This is a genomic window from Enterovibrio norvegicus (genome assembly GCF_002876705.1).
Taxonomy (GTDB): Bacteria; Pseudomonadota; Gammaproteobacteria; order Enterobacterales; family Vibrionaceae; genus Enterovibrio; species Enterovibrio norvegicus_B.
In genome coordinates, this window is the sequence record NZ_MDAG01000008.1 from 168,245 (window position 1) to 188,173 (window position 19,929).

Consider the following 19,929-nt stretch of genomic DNA (forward strand, 5'->3'; position numbering starts at 1 on the left):
GGGTATGCAGTTAGTCGTTAGGGAAGCCAAGGCCGAGATTCATGATGCAGAAGGTATCGTGAACATTCTCAATCCGATCATTGAGGAAGGGCGCTATACAATCCTTGATATGCCATTCTCTGCGGAAGAGGAAGTGCAATTCATTAAAGATTTCCCTCAAAATGGTGTATTCAATATCGCTATTAACACTCAAGATTCGATCGTGGTTGGGTTTCAAAATGTTGAGCCTTTTGCATCGTATACCAGCGCCTTTAACCATGTCGGCATCATTGGCACCTTTGTGGATGCGCAATATCGTCGCCAAGGTATTGCAACCGCGCTTTTTAACGCCACGTTTTTAGATGCGAAAAACAAAGGGTATGAAAAGTTGTTTGCCTATGTGCGCAGCGACAATGAAAACGCGCTGGCGACCTACCTAAGGCAAGGTTTTGAGGTTGTGGGGACGGCGAAGAAACACGCGAAAATTCGCGGCGAATACATCGATGAAGTCCTGATCGAAAAATGGTTGTAACGTTTCGCTACCCGCGATATTCAGCGTGATAAAACAAGAAAAAGCACAGTGTATTCACTGTGCTTTTTTTAGTTTTGGCCTCAACTAAAGTAAGGGCTTTTGTTGCCCTAGTGAGAATTGCCTTCATTGAATCAAAGCGTTGCTCTGGATCTGAATCCAATGCCGCACCGTGTTCGTCCCGCCTGTGTGTTTACACAAACACCGAATGCAACACCCCAGAAATAAAGCCAAAAACTCGGTGTTTCTCTTATCAACACCTTTGTCGATCTTCTCGTTGTCACCCGACTATCGGAGACACATGGGGACTTCAAAGGTTGGGTATATCAATAGGACGATAAAATGAAATACATAGTAGCAGCGGCAGCCTTAACCACATTGGTTGCATGCAATGATGACGATAACAACACGGTTACGCCTTCATCCCCTGATTTTACGGTCACCAAAACGTACACATTGATGCTGACAGGACAACAAGCGGTGCCGATGAACGATTCCACACGCTCAGCCAGCTCAACGATAGACGTGGATGAAATTGCCAAGACACTGAAAGCCACGCTTGATACCAGCAACTTTAGCGATCTCACTGCAGCGCATATTCACGCTGGGGACATTGGCAGTACAGGCGCTTTGGTTTTCCCATTTGGTACGCCAGATTCAAACGGCATGGCCAGTATCGATGCGAGCGATCTGACCGATGAACAACTTCAAACACTGTTGAGCGGTGATTGGTACATTAACCTTCACACAAGCACGGTGCCTTCAGGTGAGGTGCGGGCGCAAATCGTGCCTGATACCACCACCATTTATACCTTTGAGGTGGATGGCACGCAGGAAGTACCCGCTGTGACCACGAGTGCAAGTGGTGACGGGTATGCCGAATACAACAGTGAAAATCAGACGTTGAACCTTCGCGTAAACACTGAAGAGATCGACGACGCGACGGCTGCGCATATTCACATCGGTGAGGTGGGCAGCAATGGCGGCGTGCTGGTTGTTCTCGACCAAGACGCAACAGATGCTGGCGTTTGGACAACGCCTGCGAACACGGAACTTGATGCGGCAACATTGGCGACCTTAAATGCGGGTGGCTATTACACAAACTTCCACACGCCTGGCACGCCAAGCGGTGAGATAAGAGGCCAGATCACCACGAACCAACAAGTGCTGTTTACCTTCCCGATTGACGGAAACCAAGAAGTGCCTGCGGTGACAACCCCTGCACAAGGCAATGGTTACGCGCTGTTAAACACAGAGACAGGTAGCTTGACGCTGAAAGCGATAACAGAGGGCGTTTCAGGTGCCACCGCTGCACATATTCACATCGGTGTCTCGGGTGCGAATGGCGGTGTGCTTGTGGGGCTCGAGCAAGATGGTGGGGATGTGAATATTTGGCAGACACCCGCCAACACGGTGTTGGATGCAGGGCAGCAAACCACGCTTATCGAAGGCGGAAATTACGTGAACGTGCATACGCCTGCAAATGCAGGCGGAGAGATTCGCGGCCAAATTATTGAGTAAGGTAAACGTAACGCGAAAAACAAATGCCCCAGTGTCTTCAAGCATCGTGATGAACAGTAAACATCGTGATGCCCAGTGCCACTGGGGCATTTTTGTAGATGTAGAAATTCCGCTTATGACACGCCACCACAGTTGTTGCAGCCGTCACCTGAACTTAAATAGATGATCACAAGTCGGTTTTGATAGTCATTAACGTAGTTCCACGGCGAAACATCATACGGTGCGCGTTGATAACGGCCTTGGATGAAAATGGTGTCGCCTTGGTTTAGGTACATGATGCTGTCCACCGCGGCCACGCCGGGAATGGCACATCCATTGTCGTTGTTGGCAAACGTAACAGGGCCAATAGAAGCGTTGCTGCCAGGGGCTATTGCGTTTGGAATAGAAATACCGATGCGGAGCAAATATTTAAAGCCACAGGTACGCTGCGCATAACGTGCATCAACGTTGTATAACCCTGAAACAGGCGCTGTAAAGGTGTGGCTGCTGGTGTCGAACGAATCATTGAAGTTGATCACCGCATGGTTATATTCCACGACTTTAATGCCGCCATTGTTGTTCGCCGTTAACTCATTGCCTGTGATGCGCGCATCGACAACGACAGATTGTGACGCCAGATACCCGTTGTATGGCTCAGCAGTGGCTGTTGCCGTGACAAAAAGGCAGGCAATACCGAGCACGAACGTTTTGAGGCTCGGTGCGATTAAATGCATAAATCATTTTCCTTATTCTGATGTTCGGTTATTCAAGCTTCGGCGTGTTTATGCGGCCCGCCAATAATTCATTCAATGAACAAGGTTATGACATTCATTGCCACTGAGGCATCTCAAAAACGATATAAATGTGCATGAAAAGCTAGATATAAAACAAAGTGTATATCTTTATTTTATACGCTTTATTAGGCAGGTAATATAAGGGCGAGACAAGGATAGATAGGGATGGATAGGGATGGATAGGGATAGATATGGATAGATATGGATAGGATACGTGCGATAACAGGAAGAGAAAAAACGGACGGCTAAAATCGTTGTATCTGGCTCAAGCGTTCCTTCAAAGAAGGCGGGGGAGCAAGTAACCAATAACAACGAAGGGCGGAATGCCGTCCGTTTGCGTGTGAACTGTCTCTGCATACAACATTTTCACGCCAAGTCTTTCCATGTTTTCAAAATAAGCTGCCACGCTTTTTCTTGTGTCTACTTGCTTCCTGTCAGACGTCCTTCATTAAAATGGTATGTTCACCGCCAGCCATTGCTATGCCAGTTCGAGTTGGCTAACCCGCTGGCGGTGAAGCCAAGCTTTACTCGGTGCGTTCAATCGTTACGCTGATACCTGGGTTCAGGAAGCGATGCTGTGTTAACAACGCAGAAGTTGTTAGCCCGTCGTCACTGCTGATTACACCCGGGTGAACGGTGACTTGATCATCACTACCACGTGTTGCATTAAACCCTTCACCACCGCCAGCAGGGCCCGGAATGTTTGCGGCAAGCTCATCGTTTGCTTCTGTACCTGCATCCCAGATCAAAGCGTTCACGCGTTGCTTGTCACCCGCTTCTAGCGCGCTAATATCCATAGCACTGAAACCCGCAAAAGCATCGTTGGTGTTCACTAACATGCCCGCGACAGACAGGTAACCTGCACTGCTCGGATCCATGGTAAAGGTGAAGGTTTCTTGGCCGCCCGGAGGAATGGGTCCAGTACCGCCCATGGTCAGTGTGACGTTGTCATCGCTGCTGTAAGCAAGAAGGTCTGTGTTGTCGCCACCTTCTGCCATGACTTCAAGCGGGACAGATGCGGCTTCACCTGTTGTGAACAGTGCAAAACTGTCGTTGTGTGCGAGCACGGCAACCGGAGAAACGGGTTGTGCTGCAGTCAGGTTTTTCACCGTGACGCTATAGCTCGCACTGGTTGGCGTGCTTGGTGAATCAGGGGTGGTCGATGTGCTTGGAGAATCGTCGCCATCGAACGGACAACCCGCGAGTAATATGGCGGAGCTCGCAACGAGCATTAATCGTAATTTCATAAAAACCCCCTTATTTCACCACAACAGTCATCACGGCAACGGGATTCAACCAACGGTGTACGGCGAAATCGAAATCACTCGCGCCAGCTGTTGCATCGGCATCACCTAGGTTGCCCGGGTGAATGTGTACCGTGGTGTTGCTCGCTGTTTGCTCAACACCGGTGCCGTTCGCGCCGAGGTTGGTGATAAATGGCGGGTTAGGAATGCTTGTCGCTAACTCATCGTTGATTTCTGTGCCTGCATCGTAGCCATTAAGGTTGATGGTGTACGTGCCGGCTTCCGTTGGAATCTTCCAGCTATTTAGGCCAACAAAACCATCGTTGGTTGGCAGTAGCATGGCGGTAAGAGAGAGGTATTCTTGCGAGCCAGTGTCAAAATCAAACGTGGTAATGCCAGCAGGTGCAAGCGGGCCAGCTGCGGGGTTTTCCACCACGTCGCCACCTGCGTTACTTACCGCAGAGGAGAGCCCAGAAATGTCGCCGCCTTCAGCCATGGCTTGAAGTTCTGGCGATGCCGCGGTCCCTGTTTCGAACAAAGTGTTACTGCCATCATGTGCGGCAATAAGAAGGGGGGTGAAATAGATACCTTTGGTGGCATTCGTTACGGTGATTTCAAGCTCTGCTGCAGCGAGGTTGCCTGATACTAGGCAGCCAAGAAGTGAAAGTGCGCAGAGTCCTTGCTTAGATGTTTTTGTCATTGTCGTTCATCCTTTTTAACGGTTTAAAACAGAATGAAGGACAAAACTTGCAGGCCAATCTCGAACGTTTCGCAAAAGTCTCGCGAATTTGTATCAAACAATGTCGCGATAGAAAGTGAACACTATTTTAAGGAATTACCATAGAAAATGATGTGAATAACCCAAAAACCAAGCAACGATAGAAACAATGCAATGGCCGTGCTTAAAAATGAGTAGGGCGGAGAAATGCTGGCATTAAAGAGAACGAATGCACATCCATTGACTATTGAATGGGCGAAAATGGATGGCCATAACGAACGGCTTTTATAGAACAACCAAGCAAAGAAACAACCTGCGATTGAAGCAGAAATGAATTGATAAAGATTGGCGTGAAAAACCCCAAAAAGTAACGAGGAGAGAACTATCGATTTTGCAGGGCTATAGTGGTTTAAAAAGCCTCGAAGAATAATTCCTCTGAAGAGCATTTCTTCTAAAAGTGGGGCTAGAACGCAGAGAACGAAAAGGGATAGCGCCCCGCCACTTAAAATCCTTTCTAGCATCTGAAGGGTAATAGGATCTTCTGGCAAAACACGTTCAAGATAGTGCATGCCGTTCGTTAACCAAATCGACGAACCGACACATATGAGCAAGATCGGTACTGCCAATACAACGAAGGTATTCTTGGCTGAGCTGTCTGATACATGGAATAAATTCCTGTATGAAAGGCCAGTGAAATGCATAACCGTTGCGATGACAATTCCTGTTGCAGGAACTGCGACGATGAACGATCGAGGATCGCCATACTCAAACTTCAAACCTGCATCATACAAGCCTGCTGCCAGCAGAAGTTCCAATGCAAATAGAATAATGAGGATAATGCTAGCTACTAATATATTGGGTGCGTTTTTTGTCATCCGTGACCTATGTCTTTCTGCTTTTTATGCTGATAAATAGAAAAGAGTGTGCTCTTCGATGCTGCCAGTGTTTACTTGTTTGCGGGGTGAAAGCCTACATGAACTGGATTCGATCTTTTGTTGCAAATGCAAAAAACTAAGTATCAGAAATCTTTCGCTCTAGCACCCTGTGAGGGCGCTATTGTTTTTTGCGCTAATTATTTACGCGTTGCTTGGGTAAGGTGTTGAGGTTCAGCAATGTTTTAAGGTGCTCTGGTAAGCGAGCTTCTAGTTGAGGCTGATGTCTGAGTAGATCTTTTAGTTTATTGTGCGCCTGTACCTCGTTTCCTTCTTCAAGCAATGCTTCTATCTCAACGAAAGGATTGCGGGTAATGGCTTCTTTCACTACTTCCATTTCATTGTCTACCATCATCTTACTTCTAAGCATTTCTCGCGCAGGCGTCGGGGATGTTGCCGACTCTGTTGTTTTTTCAGGCAAGGCGGGTTTCATGCTTTTTGCCCGTGGGGCGTCTTCACTTGGCGATGCGAACTTGTGAAGTTTGGCATCTGGCACCGCATCTGCTGCGGATGGCGGAATCTCTGCTTCTTCCAGCATCATCAGGTCGGGCGAAGAATATTGTTGGACATCCTGTGCGCCAGGCAGTGTTTGATCGACCCATTGCCACGGCGCAAGCAGGGCGACAAACATGGCACCGGCGGCAAGGCCAAATATCGGCCACCAATTCTTTGCGGATTTGCCTTTTGGTGTTGCCGTTTCTGCTTCTGGTGACGCAGCGTGTGCTGTTTGCTCTGACGCATACGCCAATATGGCATCATCAAGCGAAGCGGAAGGGGCTTCTGTCGCGCTGTTTTTGTACATGGACGCGATATCATCATCGCTAAAAGGCTTGCTCATTCTCGGCCTCCTAATTTACGGGTTAGGCATTGCCTGAGTTGTTCTATGGCATAACGCAGTCGGGTTTTCACCGCTTCTGGCTTTGCATCTACAATCTCGCATATCTGTGCAGGTTCAAACTCCGCTTCGTGGCGTAACAAAAAGGCTTCGCGTTGAAGTGGGGCAAGGGCATCCATACACACTTTGATGGCGTCTTTTTCTCGCGCTTCCGCGTCGTTCATGTCTGATCTTGGCTCGTCAGGAAGCTGTGCAGCATAGGCGTTTTCCGACAGGCGTTTTCGGTGTTCGTCAATCACGAGGTGGTGCGCGATGTGATACAGCCAGGTCGTGAATTTGGCCGTCGGGACATAGCTTTCTCGCTTATCAATCACACGATACCAGACGTCCTGATACAGTTCTTCGGCTCTGCCGCTGCATCCTGCACCAAGCTGGCGCAAGAAATAACGGTAAAGCGATCCTTTGTGTCGCTGGTACAGGGCCGCGAAGGCCGGTTGGTTGCCTTCGCGAAACTGCAGCATCAGTTGTTCGTCGGGTATGTTTTCCATGAAGCCTTATTGGTGATTACATCGCCGTTATGAAACGTGTGATTATTGACTGCCGCTGGCTTTCCTATCCATCGCTATTAAAGGCTCTGTGCCACTTCTACTAAGCGAACAAATTCGCCGCGATAGTTGTAAGGGTCATTGCCGCGATTGTCTCGTGCGATGGTCGCGATCTGTGCGTAATCAAAATCATCAAGGTAGCTATTTTCTTTGAGTTTCTGTGCAAATGCCGCTACCGCTGTGGCAAATTTGAAATCTGCGCTCGCTTGGGTGAAGCCTTTTTTGATGTCGTTTTGATTTACGTTACCTTCTACCAGTGTGCTGGTGGTGGAGCCGGGCAACTTATAGCGAACTTTTACGTGTGCCAGTTCGTTATTGTGACTGTTTGTCGACGCCATAGCGTTGTCTTTTTGTTGATAACGCAGATCATCAATTCGGCCTTGGTCGCCCGTTAACGTCAGCTCATAGAGCGCGGTGACAGTGTGACCCGCGCCAATTTCGCCTGCATCAACCTTGTCATTGTTAAAGTCTTCGTCGCGCAGCTTGCGGTTTTGATAGCCAATCAATCGGTACTCTTTGACGTTAGCCGGGTTGAATTCGACTTGAATTTTCACGTCAGACGCAATGCTTTGAAGCGTGCCACTCATCTGGCGTAGTAGCACTTTTTGAGCTTCATGCAGCGTATCAATGTAAGCGTGATTCCCATCTCCCGTGTTCGCCAGTTGCTCCATCAAGGCATCGTTGTAGTTGCCTCGTCCAAAACCAATAGTCGTGAGAGAAACGCCCTTCTTACGTTCAGCGGTAATGATGTCTTTCAGCTCATCCATGTTGGTCACGCCGAGGTTGAAATCGCCGTCTGTCGCCAGAATTACGCGGTTAACGCCGCCTTTGATGAACCCCTTCTGGGCTTGTTGGTAGGCGAGTTTAATGCCGCTTTCCCCGTAGGTGCCGCCTCCTGCATTCAAACTTTTGAGCGCATTGAGGATGGTTTGTGTGTTGTCGCCATCCGTTGGTTTTAGCACCACGTTGGCATTACCCGCGTAGGTGACCAAGCTGACGGTGTCATTTTCCACCAGTTCTTTCGTTAGCATCGACAAGCTTTGTACCAGCAGTGGCAACTTGTTTGGCTGTGCCATTGAGCCTGATACATCGACCAAGAAAACAAGGTTCGACGCTTTACGCTCTGCTTTTGGAATGTCGTAGCCTTTGAGCGCAATACGGAGCAATTGGCGCTCCACGTTCCAAGGTGATGGTGCAATTTCTGTGTTTACTGAAAACGGCTGCTTCGTGCTGTTTGGCGTGGCGTAGTTGTAATCAAAATAGTTGATGAAGGCTTCTTCTCGTATCGCGTCAGCGGGCGGTTTTTGTCCCATGGTCAGATAGCTGCGCACATTGGCGTAACTGCCGGTATCAACATCAATCGAAAAGGTCGAAAGCGGCGTTGTGTTCACTTGATGTACGCCGTTGCTGGGCGTGTCGATATAGTTGTCACGATTCTCAGCGTGGGGATAGGGTTCATAACCCGGCATCACCATCAATGCTTTGCCCATGCGATTGGCAGGCTGCGCAGCGAACGCCATGTCGACCGAGGCGTCATGCACCGCAGCGAGTTCCTCCATTTCAGGCTGGGGCTGGATCTGCGGTTGAGGCAATTGAGTATTTTGTTTCGAGGTAGGGGTTTGAGCGTTCTGCGCTGTGTTTTCTGTTGCTGTGTCATTCATTGCGACATCAGAACAGGCAGTGGTGATCCCTAAGGCAAGTGTGATCGCAATAGCAAGGCGTTTTTTTGAAAGCGTGTGCATGGTGTCGTCCTTTATTCATCGGGTATTTACACACTACAAACGGACAAGTCCTTAGAAGGGGTGATCTTTTTTCATTTTATTTTCCGGCAACACTTAAGTGATTGTTTTTAAACACCAGCAATGGGTGCATGTGAGGCATTTAAATGAAAACGATTCAGCAAGTGGTTATAAAGCAATCAATGTGTCTGCAAGATCATGGGTTGAGTAGTTAGCCATTCGGTGAATGAAATGGATTACATTTTATTTGTCTGCTTTATGTGAAATTTCCAGATTATTACATATGTTTTTTCGTTATTTATCGCAAAAAAGGAACTGCGTTACATTGGCGGCAACAGAATAAAGGAGTACTTCCCCATGCCTTCAATGAAAAACCTACTGGTTGCCACACTTGCACTTGCAGCCAGCTTTACCTCTACCGCATCGCTTGCTCAAGACGAAATCAAAGTCGGCATGTCGGGCCGTTATTTTCCGTTCACGTTCGTGAAACTCGATAAGCTGCAAGGTTTTGAAGTGGATGTGTGGAACGAAATTGGTAAGCGTGCCGACTACGACGTTGAGTTCGTGACCTCAAGCTTCTCAGGCCTGTTTGGCATGTTGGAAGCGGGCCACATTGATACCATCAGTAACCAGATCACCATGACAGATGCACGCAAAGCAAAATACGCGTTTTCTGTGCCTTACGTGGTTGATGGTGCGCAAGTTGTTATCCGTAAAGGACGCGATGACATTCAAGGCATTGAAGACCTGAAAGGGAAAAAAGTGGCAGTAAACCTAGGGAGTAACTTTGAACAATTACTGCGTAACTACGATAAAAACAACGAAATCAACATCATCACGTATGACTCTGGCTTCGAGCAAGATGTTGCCCTAGGCCGCACCGATGCATTCGTGATGGACCGTGTTTCTTCTGCACAATTGATCAAGAAATCAGGTTTACCGCTCGCACTGGCGGGTCAACCGTTTGAAACCATTCAAAACGCGATGCCGTTTTTGAATACACCAGAGAAGTTAGCGATCAAAGCCAAAGTAGATAAAGCGCTGAATGACATGAAAGCCGATGGCACCCTAAGCGCAATCTCTCAGACTTGGTTTGATTCAGACATCACGAAATAATGAACGGGTTTGATTTTGACTACATGATGGCGTTGTTCCCGATACTGTTTAAGTATCTGGGAATAACCCTCGAAATGTCACTCATTGGCTTTGTTGTGGCATTGGTGTTGTCGCTCTTTCTTGCCTTAGTGCGTGTGTTTAAAGTGAACGTGTTGAACACCGTTGTGGTGGTGTATATCTCCTTCTTTCGCGGCACACCACTGTTGGTTCAGTTGTTCTTGCTCTACTACGGATTGCCACAAATTTTCCCTATCTTTGTTGGGATGGATGCATTCACGGCAGCGGTGATTGGTTTGTCACTCCACTTTTCTGCTTACATGGCAGAAAGCATTCGCGCGGCGATCTTGGGCATTGATAAAAACCAAATGGAAGCCAGTTTGAGTGTTGGGATGACACAGCTTCAAGCCATGAAGCGCATTATCCTTCCGCAAGCAGCTCGCGTGGCAACGCCGTCATTGATGAACTATTTCATCGACATGATCAAAAGTACGTCCCTGGCCTTTACCTTGGGTGTGGCGGAAATCATGGCAAAAGCGCAGATGGAGGCGTCATCAAGCTTTAAGTTTTTTGAAGCCTTTATGGCGGTCGCGCTGATTTACTGGCTGGTAGTGATTTTCTTCACGCAGATTCAGTCGTGGTTGGAAGTCAGATTGAATAAGGCGTACGCACGATGAATACGGCTAATCAGATGATCGCGGTAAAAAATCTCAGCAAACGCTTTGGTGATGTTGAAGTGTTAAAGCACATCGACTTGGACGTGAAGCAGGGTGAAATTGTGGTCATTATCGGGCCGTCAGGCACGGGAAAATCCACCTTGCTGCGCTGCCTAAACTACTTGGAAACACCCACCACGGGTGATATCCAAATCGGTGATGCGCATGTGAATGCGGAGAAAGCGTCGACGTCAGACATTCACAACTTACGTAAACAAAGCAGTTTCGTGTTTCAAAGTTATGCTTTGTTCGCGAACAAAACGGTATTGGGAAATGTCGCTGAGTCCTTGATGACGGTGTGGAACGAGCCTAAAGAAACGGCACAACATACAGCCCGACAATTACTAGACAGCGTCGGTATGTCAGATCACCTGAACAAGTACCCAGCTCAACTTTCTGGTGGTCAGCAACAACGCGTTGGCATTGCACGTGCGATGGCCTGTAAAGGTGACGTGATTTTGTTTGATGAACCCACGTCTGCGCTTGACCCTGAATGGGTGGATGAAGTGTTGGCAGTGATGAAACAACTGGCTGAGAAAAAACAAACCATGGTCGTTGTGACCCATGAAATGCAGTTTGCGCGCGACATCGCTGATACCGTGATTTTTATGGAAGGCGGTGTGATTGTTGAGCAAGGGCCACCCTCACAGATTTTTGGCAACGCCCAGCATGATAGAACCCGCGCATTTGTTGCAAGGGCCATGGGCAACTAGGATTTATGCCTGCCTGAAAAGAGAAAAGCCAGCGTCTGCTGGCTTTTCTCTTTTCGATGAATCTACAGGGAGCGGGAGAGCCCGTTAAGCATGTAGGTTATAAGCAGGCTTTACGCTCTTCTACACATTCGTACGAACCCATTTCGAACTCTCGGCAAATCCAAGGGCGATTTTCATAAATCGTACACATCAGGGTTTCTCGATCGACCGCTGAACACCAGCCATCGTCCAAACGCAGCATGGTTTCTGCGCCCCACTCATCCACCGCGATATGTTCTTCAGGCACACCCGTGTCTGTGATGATCATGACTTCGAGACGGCAACAACACGCTTGGCAGTTCGCGCACGTAACTTCCGCCGTTGGGATATTTTTCACTTCAATGGTCATAAACATCTGTACCAAATTTAATTGCTGCATAGTACTGGAAATCACGTGATTGGCACACCCGTATTTTTCACTTAACAGCGGATACAGCGTGAGCTGTAGGGCGTGGTTGTTTGCTTGGGTTATGAAATTAATGTGTTGTAATCAATAAAAATAGTGTGGGTAATTAACATTAAATCATGTTGGCGAGCCTTCTAAGGCTCAACTATTTTTAGTTAAGCAATATACGTTTGTATGCACATTATCGCTGCGGTGTTTGTATTAGGGAAAGCTAATGTATAGAAAAAGCATGTTTAGTTCGCTGTTTACAAGAATGAGGTTAATTCATTGGGTTGGCATTGTACTGCTGTTAGTGAATGCGTTTTTCTTCACCGACAATGTCTATTCGGTGATCATTCAATTGACGTTGGCGGGCGTACTCTTGATCCACGATATTGATGAGAAAAAGTGGGGCGTTGACTCGCTAAACGAAACCAAGCGCTATTTAAAAAACTTCGAAGAGAACAATCTTAGTGTAAAAAACAACGTGAAATCGTCATTAAACAGTGAAATGGAAGACTTTTTACGGGTTATTGAAAACTTCCGCATTAGTATTCGCAATACACTTGAGACGATTGATGAATCCTCAAATGAGTCAAAATCCTTGTCTGACGGCATGCTCATGAAAGTGAAAAACATCAACGAAGATCTTGTTAAGCAAGATGACAACTATGAGCTTGCGACAACGAACCTGTCGTCATTGAAAACCTTTTCCTCTTCCATGGTGCAAACACTCAAAGACACGGCGTCTTCCACGCAGCAAGTGAAAGGGGATTTGATTGATTTAAACACCAAAAACATTTCGTCTCTTGAGCAGTTAGAAAATTATTCAAACAGCGTTGAGCACATGTACACCTCTTTTATCGAACTTAAAGCGCAGGCTGAATCCATCGAAAAGTTTGTTGAAGTTATCAAGTCGATTTCAGAGCAAACTAACTTGCTGTCTTTAAACGCAGCCATAGAAGCAGCACGTGCAGGTGATCAAGGCCGAGGCTTTGCAGTGGTAGCGGATGAAGTGCGTCAGTTAGCGCTCTCTACGCAAGACAGCTTGGGTGACATCACGAAGATTGTGGCTGAGATCCGTGGATCTGTCGTGCAAATCAGTGAGCGTTTAACCACGCAAAAAGAAGAACTGCTGGATATCATCTCCCATTACCAAGGCTCTAACCAAACGGTGCAAGATGCGGTGTCTTCCATCAATGACGTTGTGACGCTAATTTCTGCTGACGATGAGAACACGGGGCTAGATGAATTACTGGGCCAAATTGAGCACTTGAACACGTCTATGTTGAAGATTAAGGAATCGAAAGACTCCATTGTGAACTTGAGTGATCAAATTCGCGTGGATAACCAAAACTTGGTTAATTCGAACGGTGTGTTGAAGCAGCGTGTCTCGCAGTTTGTGTTGAGGTAGTCAAAGAAAGCAAAACGGCCTAAATATGCCATGAATACGCCTTTCTCAGGCATCTGTGAGCTAGCGTTAATTGAGCAAAGGTCTGCCTGTTATGGGCAGACCTTTTCTATTGTCGAAGCGTTATTTTATGCGAGTACTTTCTGCTCGTGAAAGCATAAGCCTGTTGCCTTAAAGCGCGGGGATATTAAACCTCGGCGCGTTACGATCGAGCGACTGCCCATCCGAAAACGATGAAATCCAGTTATCTTGCTTCCAATATTCCCAGCTACCATTTTTATAAACGAAGCTAAACCCAGCGCCCCATTGCGCCCAATTCTTGCTTGTTAAGGCCATTGCGGTCGGGCGTCCCTGGGCGTCGAAAAATGCATACCCCCAGTATCCGTTCCAATCGGTTCCACCGTTGGTGCCTTTTGTCCATGCTTCGTCTGATTTTATGGTGCGCCCGTTTATACCCATCGCCATTGAACCATCGTTAAACTTGAGTACAGCGTTAACCCCATCCCCGTAACTGTTAATGCCGCAGTTTTGTTCGGTAATGTTTCCTCCATTCGATAGCCATTGGCCGTATTCTAGTACGCCATCTTTTGAGCAAAATGCAGGGTTTTCCCAACTGCTGGCACTCCACCACGCCCGCCAGTCCGCGTAATTTTTTGTCAGCACTTTGGTGACGGTTTTCGCTTCTTTGGCAAGATGTGACAGTTGAAGCGCTTTTAGTTGGCTCAATGTCTCGTTGGTGACGCCCGCGGCTTTGGTGTTTTGTGGGCTGTTTTCCAATGCAAGATCTTGTTCCAGCCTCGTTACGTCAACTTTCTGAAAATCATTCAGATCCAGAGGGACTGCGGTAACTCTCTCCCACGCGGCAAGCGCTTCAGATTTAGATATTTGCAGTTCATGAAAAATCTTGCGCATTCTCGCTATTCTCATGTCGATGGAGGTTGAGCGTTTTTTGCGAAGGTGAATGGTAACGTCAGGTATATCCCCGTAATCCGTATCGATTGGGAGCGCGTCTGGATGATATTCAACCGAGTAAGCGAGGTTGATGAGCCCAACACCTGATTGAACAAAATTACGCCAAACCACATCTCTAAAGCCTGCAACGCCCGCATTTATTCCGTATTGCATCGATTTAAACACGCCGTCTACGGCTATCCATGTCCCCATGTATGCTGTCGCAGCACCATAAGCGCTACTCGCATACTCAGAGGTGGTTGAATTTTTAGTGACGGGTTGCCATTTCGCATAGCCACCCCATGCTTGATTCCCTGCATACGCGGCAATGCCACAGTTGATAGACGAGGTAAGAAGCTGCCATTTTTGTGAGCCAAGGTAGGGGACGAGAGACTCATGATATGACGCGGGCAGGGAGGTGTAAGTACCGCCATTTTTATATCTAACAAATTCGCCAACCATGCCATTTAAGCCGCCCCAAATCGCGGTATCGACGACTTTTAGTGGCCATGCTGCCGCTGTGGCATTGTGGCTATCTGCGACTTTTTGAATCATTGCATTTGTACCAATGGCACCGACAAACATCATGAGTCCAAGTTCTTCACGCAGCACACGCTCCGAAAACGCCCCTACTTGCAATGTATCGGCGACGATGCTGCCGACTCTCGGAATACTGCGGAACATATCATTGATTCGCTGCCCATCACTGGCATGGCTTCCCGGAAAACCATGAACCCATTGTGCTTTGCCCAAGACATAGTCAAACATCGCCCAAGAGAGAGGAACGGCGAGCCCTTTGGCGGCATTAAAGGTTTCTTGGCTAATCGCTGTGCCACCGACATAGCTATTGTAAACATCTTCAGCTAATCCAATGGCACCGAAAGACCCAAACGCGCTTAAGGCAGTGCCTGCACCTGAACGGCACAAACCACGTATGAGATTATTTTGAAAAATATTCGGCATGCTGGGACGATAAGCATCGCTTAAAATAGGATCATAAGAATGTTGTGCAAGGTAATTGACGCCTATTTTTTTTGCGTACAGGGCTGCTTCAATATCAATCTCTGATTCTGATAATTCCGGTTTTAGCGCATGAAATCCTTCATGAATAATAACGGATTGAAGATTGTTTTGATCACCAATTTTTTGGCTGTTTATTGTTACTTTTCCATCGTGATAAAGGGCGATGGCATTTTCATACCCTTGTTGATTGATATTTCCAAATTTAATCTCAGGCTGGGTGTGGCTAAATAGCTTGTAGTCAGAGCTGACTTCTTTTTTCTGTAAAGCATGAATTATATTATCAATGTCAGCGTCATCATATTGCGCTTGAGAGGCATAAAGTGCAGAGGATTGTCCGAGTATGCTAAATCCAATGAGAATGGAGAGAGCAGACAGTTTCTTGGGTGTCATAATCATAACCTTTCTAATGTTTTATAAGGGTGGTATATCAGCAATCACTTAATTTTCACGTTTAAATAATCACTGGTGTTTAAAGGTAGGGAGTGTGGAATTAATTGCAAGTCAGGCATTGTTAACAATGTCAATATGAGGTCATATTTTGTTTTAACCACATGAAAAATATATTTATACTTATTGTGTTAAATATTTAAATCGTGACATTTCCCGATAAGTTAATACTATCAATTGATAACATTAATTTGTTTCATGTCTTATGTTCTGTAAAAATGGTGATATTTTTCAATTAATATTTATCAATTGATAAGTGATAAATATTAGACGAGGGTTAATATTCTTTGAATATTTCAGTGTCTATCAATGCGTCGACGGGTCTCTTTTTTAATGAGAGGGATGATTATCGGCAGGAAGATAATCATTCGGCGTCTAAAATGCGTTATTTTTGCGGAATGATCATTTTTATTGGGCGTGTGTTTTGGCGGACTTCATTGGAAAAAAGGAGCGGTGTGCGCCCCTTTTAGTATCAGCTGAGAGATTTCAGGGGGCGTTATATCAAGGCGACGGTTTAGACAATGATTCTGAAGTTAGTTGTCCGTAACCATTAAATAAGCGTCGGCTGACGAAATACAAGGTGGTTGCTGCGGAAACGAACACTGAGATGAAAATCGCCACCATAATCACGAGTTGATATTTCACGGCAAGCAGGGGTTCTGTTCCACCGAGTATCTGACCTGTCATCATCCCTGGAAGGCTAACGATGCCGAGTGTGCTCATGGCGGCAATAGGTGGTCGTAATGCAGCGGTGAGAGCCTCACGCAAAAATGGACGGCTCGGATTCGGTGCGCCCAGCGCGACATAAAATTGATATTCAGCGTGGCGTTTTTTTAAACTGGTAAGTAACCGTTCCAGAGCAAGCACGTTGGCTGACAATGCGTTTCCCAGCAACATGCCTGCAACGGGAATGAGGTATTGGGCTTTCCACCAAGGGTCAGCTTGAATCACCCCAACCATTAACACCGGCAATACCAGTGACATGGCGAGCAGTTGGCCTGCCAATATTGGCGGCATGAGCTGTTTTAAGTTGGCGCTGGCTTGTTTGCAGATGGTGCCACTCGCCACCAAAATCATGATGAGTAGCCACAAGGTATTGAGCCAGATATTGGCGAAAGCGAACAACGTTTGCAGGTACAAACCGACCACGGCCAATTGCAGTGTCATGCGGACCACGGCGGAAATGAGACTTTTACTGAGCCCAAGCTGCCAACGCTGGAAAAGAACCAACGGAATAACAAAGAGTAGGTATAACCCCGCAAGCGCCCAACTGTTGATGTTTAACGCTTCATTCATGATGATCTCCCAACACGAAGGTGTGGCTTGCTGCGCGCATCCATTCAGGATCGTGTGAAATAGACACAGCAATAATGGGAAGTGTTTTGAGTAACGTCATCAAGCTGTCTCTGCTTTTTGCGTCCAGCGCTGATGTGGGTTCATCCATCAGCCACACGGGTCGATCCAGCAACAATGCGCGTGCAATGGCGAGCCGTTGTTTTTCGCCTCCTGAAAGGGTGTCAACATCATGGTTCATGTTGTGCTGAAAGTTCAGGCTCGCAAGGGCGGTTTGGCAGGCTTCATCGCTTGGTGAAGGTTTGTCGGTTGCTTGTAACGACCAAGGTAATCGGAGAACTTCTGCGATGGTGTTCGCCCCCATCACGGGTTCTTGCGGGAGGTAGCAAAATTGACGACGCCACCAAGGTAAGTTTTGCACCGATACAGTGTGTTGTTGGTAATCAATATGGCCGTGTTGCGCGGGTTGCAGTGCGCACATCACGCGCAATAAACTGGTTTTTCCTGATCCCGATGCACCTTTAATCACAAGGTGCCGACCCTGCGAAAGCGCCTCGGTTAACGCCGATGTTTTATCAGCCTCATACCCTGAACGAAGCTGGTGGAATTGGAGCGTTGCTGTGGGAACTGTCATTCGGCGTTTTCTGGCAAAAGATACTTCTGTAATGCGTTAGCGGTCTCTTCTGGAATGGCGCAACTCTTTCCGTCACTGAAATCACAATACACCACCAAGGCTTCACCTACCGCGACACGACGCTGTTGGTTGTGGCTATGGATTTCATATTTCATGGTGTAGCGTTTTTCTTGGATGTCTTCGACCCATGAAACTGTAGTGATGTTGTCGGGGTAGACCAAAGGGGCTCTGAAATCACAGCGGGTAGAGGCAACCACTGGACCGATATTGTGACGCTTTACGTACTCAAAAACCTTGAGTTCTTCCAACATCACGACGCGAACGTCTTCAAAATAGCGAAAATAGACGGTGTTGTTGATGTGCTGTAGCGCGTCCATGTCGTTCCACACTAATGACTGCGTGTGCTGGAGAGGAAAGTGGCTGAAATTGTTGTCTGTCACGGTGCAATCCTTTTGCGTTCAGAGACATTGATTGGACACCGTTTCGCTGTGACTGACAAGGTGCTCAGTTTTTTGAGCGCGGGGAATGTGACCTCTGCCATTATGCAGGCCAAGACCAGACCAAGACAGGGGAATGGCCAAGGAGAAGACTATGGCCAAGACAAAGATAATGGCTAAGACAAAGACAGCAGGAAAAAATAAGCGGAAACACGAGAGAGAAGAACGTTAGAAATCTACCTTGCCGCGCATGGATTTGGTTTTTCCACGAATGGTTTTTCCATCCATACGTTTGCGCTGTGATGACTTGGACGGTTTGGTCGCTCTGCGCGCCTTTTGTACCACGCCGACGCTTTTGATCAGTTCTTGCAAGCGTGCGAGTGCATCGTCACGGTTCTTTTCTTGTGTGCGATATTGTTGGCCTTTGATCACGATGACGCCGTCTTTGGTGATGCGGCTGTCTTTTAATGCGAGCAAGCGTTCCTTGTAAAAATCAGGCAGTGACGAGGCATGAATATCAAAGCGAAGGTGAACCGCAGAAGAAACCTTATTAACGTTTTGACCACCTGCACCTTGAGCGCGTATGTAGGTGATCTCAATCTCGTCATCTGACAAGGTCACGGTCTGAGAAATGTGAAGCATTTTGCTGGGTGTCCTTTCTAAATCAAGGCGACACTATAGCTGAATACGACGGATTTTACGACGATGGTGATTCTTGTGTCGCGCGGCGTCGAATGTTCGCAATCACAAGCCCAGATACGATAAAAGCGATGCCTATATAGTGATAAGTCTCCATGCGTTCTCCCAGTAATAGCATGGAAAAGACCAAACCAAAAACGGGGATAAGGTGCATGAATTGCCCTGTTGTCGCTGCCCCCATGCGCATCAACGCGGTATTCCAACACCAAAACGCGATGCCCGAAGCAAACACACCGGTATAAAGAGAGATAGCAATGCTCTGCGGGGAAATTGGCATGGTTTCGTACAACACAGATTCCGCCACATAAAAGGGCAAAATCATCACTACGCCAAGGCAGACGGTGTACCCCAAAATGGGTAAACCTTTCAGTGCGTCGGGGAGTTTTTGCACCAGCACGGAGTAAGTGGCCCAAACCAAGATACCGAACAGGGCAATAAGCTCGCTGTTTCCAATGGCGAAGTCTGTGACTAATTGGCCTTTGGTAATGATGAGTAACACACCGATAGCAGACGTCAGTATGGCGAGGGTTTGCTTTAAGGTAGCGGCTTGTTTGAGCAAAAAGAATTGCACCAACAGAATCATCAATGGTGAAGCCGACTGTAAAATTACGACGTTGGTGGAGAGGGTGTTTTCAAGTGCGATATAGACCAAGCTGTTGTAACCCGCCACGCCCAGCAAGGCAAGCAACAACACCAATCTAAAGTGTTGCTTAAACAGTGGCCATTTGTCTTTCATCGGCTTGTAAACAAAAGGCAGCAACACGACGGCGGCAACGGCCCATCGCCAAAATGACAACCCCAGTGGCGGAATGTTCGCATTGACGAGTTTCGCCAGTGTGATGTTACCTGCCCAACTCATGGTCGCAATGGTCGCCAATAAAATCGGGAACCACGCCAATGATTGCGTGTGTTGGGGCTGATCTGCCATGGCGTATTTTGCGTCCTTTTATTCTACAACCGACGTCTTCTGCTCGGGGTGTTTAGATGTGTTTGATTTCAGTTACGCATGCTTATTGAAGTGGATCAACCTTGGGGGGACAGCGAGGTGATGTTATCCGGACGTTTTTGCTGAATGTGAGATACGCAAAGGTCGAGAGTGCTTTCTTATGTATGCTTTTGGTTGTCTATAATAAGATGCGAACAACCAATATTTGGTACACTGTACGGTTTTTAAGGTCGTGCACTTTAGTATG

The 19,929-nt window shown here is 47.3% G+C and carries 20 protein-coding genes; 6 read left to right on the plus strand and 14 right to left on the minus strand.

The features are described 5' to 3' along the window. The first annotated feature begins 4 nt into the window (after positions 1–4). Positions 5–511, plus strand: coding sequence for a GNAT family N-acetyltransferase (locus BCT27_RS05215; RefSeq protein WP_102395237.1), 507 nt, complete (start codon positions 5–7; stop codon positions 509–511). Between the two features lie 339 nt (positions 512–850). Then, on the plus strand, positions 851–2,029 hold the full coding sequence (locus BCT27_RS05220; RefSeq protein ID WP_102395238.1) for a CHRD domain-containing protein: 1,179 nt from the start codon (positions 851–853) through the stop codon (positions 2,027–2,029). Between the two features lie 113 nt (positions 2,030–2,142). Here BCT27_RS05220 and BCT27_RS05225 read toward each other — a convergent pair whose 3' ends face one another. The 7 genes from BCT27_RS05225 to BCT27_RS05255 all read right to left on the minus strand — a co-directional run bounded on the left by BCT27_RS05225 (position 2,143) and on the right by BCT27_RS05255 (position 8,878). Continuing rightward, entirely contained in the window at positions 2,143–2,742 is a 600-nt protein-coding gene (locus BCT27_RS05225; protein ID WP_102315965.1) for a hypothetical protein, read from the minus strand. Positions 2,743–3,326: 584 nt separating this feature from the next. Beyond that, the gene (locus BCT27_RS05230; RefSeq protein ID WP_102315966.1) at positions 3,327–4,049 is read right to left on the minus strand and encodes a spondin domain-containing protein; all 723 of its coding nucleotides are present in this window, start codon (positions 4,047–4,049) and stop codon (positions 3,327–3,329) included. A 10-nt stretch (positions 4,050–4,059) separates the two neighbouring features. After that, positions 4,060–4,746, minus strand: a complete 687-nt coding sequence (locus BCT27_RS05235; protein ID WP_102390138.1) for a spondin domain-containing protein — start codon at positions 4,744–4,746, stop codon at positions 4,060–4,062. Positions 4,747–4,868: 122 nt separating this feature from the next. Continuing rightward, positions 4,869–5,639 (minus strand): CPBP family intramembrane glutamic endopeptidase, encoded by a 771-nt coding sequence (locus tag BCT27_RS05240; protein ID WP_102390139.1) that lies wholly within the window; start codon positions 5,637–5,639, stop codon positions 4,869–4,871. Positions 5,640–5,832: 193 nt separating this feature from the next. Beyond that, positions 5,833–6,534: a hypothetical protein gene (locus BCT27_RS05245; protein WP_102395239.1), complete on the minus strand. Its 702-nt coding sequence runs from the start codon at positions 6,532–6,534 to the stop codon at positions 5,833–5,835. Next, positions 6,531–7,079, minus strand: a complete 549-nt coding sequence (locus tag BCT27_RS05250; protein ID WP_102395240.1) for a sigma-70 family RNA polymerase sigma factor — start codon at positions 7,077–7,079, stop codon at positions 6,531–6,533. The genes BCT27_RS05245 and BCT27_RS05250 overlap by 4 nt, the downstream gene beginning before the upstream one ends. Positions 7,080–7,156: 77 nt before the next feature. Further along, positions 7,157–8,878, minus strand: a complete 1,722-nt coding sequence (locus tag BCT27_RS05255) for a vWA domain-containing protein (RefSeq protein ID WP_102395241.1) — start codon at positions 8,876–8,878, stop codon at positions 7,157–7,159. Positions 8,879–9,232: 354 nt separating this feature from the next. On the opposite strand from BCT27_RS05255, the gene BCT27_RS05260 reads away from it, so the two are divergent. Genes BCT27_RS05260 through BCT27_RS05270 form a run of 3 tightly spaced genes read left to right on the plus strand, consistent with a single transcriptional unit; the run spans position 9,233 to position 11,417 of the window. Further along, positions 9,233–9,991 carry an amino acid ABC transporter substrate-binding protein gene (locus BCT27_RS05260; protein WP_102395242.1) on the plus strand — a complete coding sequence of 253 codons (759 nt, stop codon included), beginning with the start codon at positions 9,233–9,235 and terminating at the stop codon, positions 9,989–9,991. Next, positions 9,991–10,665 (plus strand): amino acid ABC transporter permease, encoded by a 675-nt coding sequence (locus tag BCT27_RS05265; RefSeq protein WP_102315972.1) that lies wholly within the window; start codon positions 9,991–9,993, stop codon positions 10,663–10,665. The genes BCT27_RS05260 and BCT27_RS05265 overlap by 1 nt, the downstream gene beginning before the upstream one ends. A gap of 14 nt (positions 10,666–10,679) precedes the next feature. Next, complete coding sequence (locus BCT27_RS05270) at positions 10,680–11,417, plus strand: amino acid ABC transporter ATP-binding protein (protein ID WP_102395263.1); 738 nt, start codon at positions 10,680–10,682, stop codon at positions 11,415–11,417. A gap of 97 nt (positions 11,418–11,514) precedes the next feature. Here BCT27_RS05270 and BCT27_RS05275 read toward each other — a convergent pair whose 3' ends face one another. Continuing rightward, positions 11,515–11,805, minus strand: a complete 291-nt coding sequence (locus BCT27_RS05275; RefSeq protein WP_102316192.1) for a YkgJ family cysteine cluster protein — start codon at positions 11,803–11,805, stop codon at positions 11,515–11,517. 271 nt (positions 11,806–12,076) lie between these two features. On the opposite strand from BCT27_RS05275, the gene BCT27_RS05280 reads away from it, so the two are divergent. After that, positions 12,077–13,255: a methyl-accepting chemotaxis protein gene (locus tag BCT27_RS05280; protein WP_102395243.1), complete on the plus strand. Its 1,179-nt coding sequence runs from the start codon at positions 12,077–12,079 to the stop codon at positions 13,253–13,255. Positions 13,256–13,423: 168 nt separating this feature from the next. Here the strand turns inward: BCT27_RS05280 and BCT27_RS05285 are convergent, their stop codons facing one another. From BCT27_RS05285 to BCT27_RS05315, 6 genes are all read right to left on the minus strand, one after another. Further along, positions 13,424–15,616, minus strand: coding sequence for a hypothetical protein (locus BCT27_RS05285; RefSeq protein WP_102395244.1), 2,193 nt, complete (start codon positions 15,614–15,616; stop codon positions 13,424–13,426). Between the two features lie 558 nt (positions 15,617–16,174). Next, positions 16,175–16,969: an ABC transporter permease gene (locus BCT27_RS05290; RefSeq protein ID WP_102395245.1), complete on the minus strand. Its 795-nt coding sequence runs from the start codon at positions 16,967–16,969 to the stop codon at positions 16,175–16,177. After that, positions 16,962–17,600 carry an ABC transporter ATP-binding protein gene (locus BCT27_RS05295; RefSeq protein ID WP_102395246.1) on the minus strand — a complete coding sequence of 213 codons (639 nt, stop codon included), beginning with the start codon at positions 17,598–17,600 and terminating at the stop codon, positions 16,962–16,964. Before BCT27_RS05295 ends, BCT27_RS05290 begins: the two co-directional genes overlap by 8 nt. Beyond that, positions 17,597–18,040, minus strand: a complete 444-nt coding sequence (locus tag BCT27_RS05300) for an acyl-CoA thioesterase (protein ID WP_198597514.1) — start codon at positions 18,038–18,040, stop codon at positions 17,597–17,599. Before BCT27_RS05300 ends, BCT27_RS05295 begins: the two co-directional genes overlap by 4 nt. 225 nt (positions 18,041–18,265) lie before the next feature. Continuing rightward, positions 18,266–18,679 carry an alternative ribosome rescue aminoacyl-tRNA hydrolase ArfB gene (gene arfB, locus BCT27_RS05310; RefSeq protein WP_017014891.1) on the minus strand — a complete coding sequence of 138 codons (414 nt, stop codon included), beginning with the start codon at positions 18,677–18,679 and terminating at the stop codon, positions 18,266–18,268. Positions 18,680–18,734: 55 nt separating this feature from the next. After that, a complete protein-coding gene (locus BCT27_RS05315; RefSeq protein WP_102395248.1) occupies positions 18,735–19,664 on the minus strand; it encodes a DMT family transporter in 930 nt (309 codons plus the stop codon). Between the last annotated feature and the right edge of the window lie 265 nt (positions 19,665–19,929).

What these genes read in the sequence shown, in the direction of transcription:
- BCT27_RS05215 (WP_102395237.1), top strand. Translation starts at nt 5, where the DNA reads ATGCAGTTAGTCGTTAGGGAAGCCAAGGCCGAGATTCATGATGCAGAA.
- BCT27_RS05220 (WP_102395238.1), top strand. Translation starts at nt 851, where the DNA reads ATGAAATACATAGTAGCAGCGGCAGCCTTAACCACATTGGTTGCATGC.
- BCT27_RS05225 (WP_102315965.1), bottom strand. Translation starts at nt 2,742, where the DNA reads ATGCATTTAATCGCACCGAGCCTCAAAACGTTCGTGCTCGGTATTGCC.
- BCT27_RS05230 (WP_102315966.1), bottom strand. Translation starts at nt 4,049, where the DNA reads ATGAAATTACGATTAATGCTCGTTGCGAGCTCCGCCATATTACTCGCG.
- BCT27_RS05235 (WP_102390138.1), bottom strand. Translation starts at nt 4,746, where the DNA reads ATGACAAAAACATCTAAGCAAGGACTCTGCGCACTTTCACTTCTTGGC.
- BCT27_RS05240 (WP_102390139.1), bottom strand. Translation starts at nt 5,639, where the DNA reads ATGACAAAAAACGCACCCAATATATTAGTAGCTAGCATTATCCTCATT.
- BCT27_RS05245 (WP_102395239.1), bottom strand. Translation starts at nt 6,534, where the DNA reads ATGAGCAAGCCTTTTAGCGATGATGATATCGCGTCCATGTACAAAAAC.
- BCT27_RS05250 (WP_102395240.1), bottom strand. Translation starts at nt 7,079, where the DNA reads ATGGAAAACATACCCGACGAACAACTGATGCTGCAGTTTCGCGAAGGC.
- BCT27_RS05255 (WP_102395241.1), bottom strand. Translation starts at nt 8,878, where the DNA reads ATGCACACGCTTTCAAAAAAACGCCTTGCTATTGCGATCACACTTGCC.
- BCT27_RS05260 (WP_102395242.1), top strand. Translation starts at nt 9,233, where the DNA reads ATGCCTTCAATGAAAAACCTACTGGTTGCCACACTTGCACTTGCAGCC.
- BCT27_RS05265 (WP_102315972.1), top strand. Translation starts at nt 9,991, where the DNA reads ATGAACGGGTTTGATTTTGACTACATGATGGCGTTGTTCCCGATACTG.
- BCT27_RS05270 (WP_102395263.1), top strand. Translation starts at nt 10,680, where the DNA reads ATGATCGCGGTAAAAAATCTCAGCAAACGCTTTGGTGATGTTGAAGTG.
- BCT27_RS05275 (WP_102316192.1), bottom strand. Translation starts at nt 11,805, where the DNA reads ATGACCATTGAAGTGAAAAATATCCCAACGGCGGAAGTTACGTGCGCG.
- BCT27_RS05280 (WP_102395243.1), top strand. Translation starts at nt 12,077, where the DNA reads ATGTATAGAAAAAGCATGTTTAGTTCGCTGTTTACAAGAATGAGGTTA.
- BCT27_RS05285 (WP_102395244.1), bottom strand. Translation starts at nt 15,616, where the DNA reads ATGACACCCAAGAAACTGTCTGCTCTCTCCATTCTCATTGGATTTAGC.
- BCT27_RS05290 (WP_102395245.1), bottom strand. Translation starts at nt 16,969, where the DNA reads ATGAATGAAGCGTTAAACATCAACAGTTGGGCGCTTGCGGGGTTATAC.
- BCT27_RS05295 (WP_102395246.1), bottom strand. Translation starts at nt 17,600, where the DNA reads ATGACAGTTCCCACAGCAACGCTCCAATTCCACCAGCTTCGTTCAGGG.
- arfB (WP_017014891.1), bottom strand. Translation starts at nt 18,679, where the DNA reads ATGCTTCACATTTCTCAGACCGTGACCTTGTCAGATGACGAGATTGAG.
- BCT27_RS05315 (WP_102395248.1), bottom strand. Translation starts at nt 19,664, where the DNA reads ATGGCAGATCAGCCCCAACACACGCAATCATTGGCGTGGTTCCCGATT.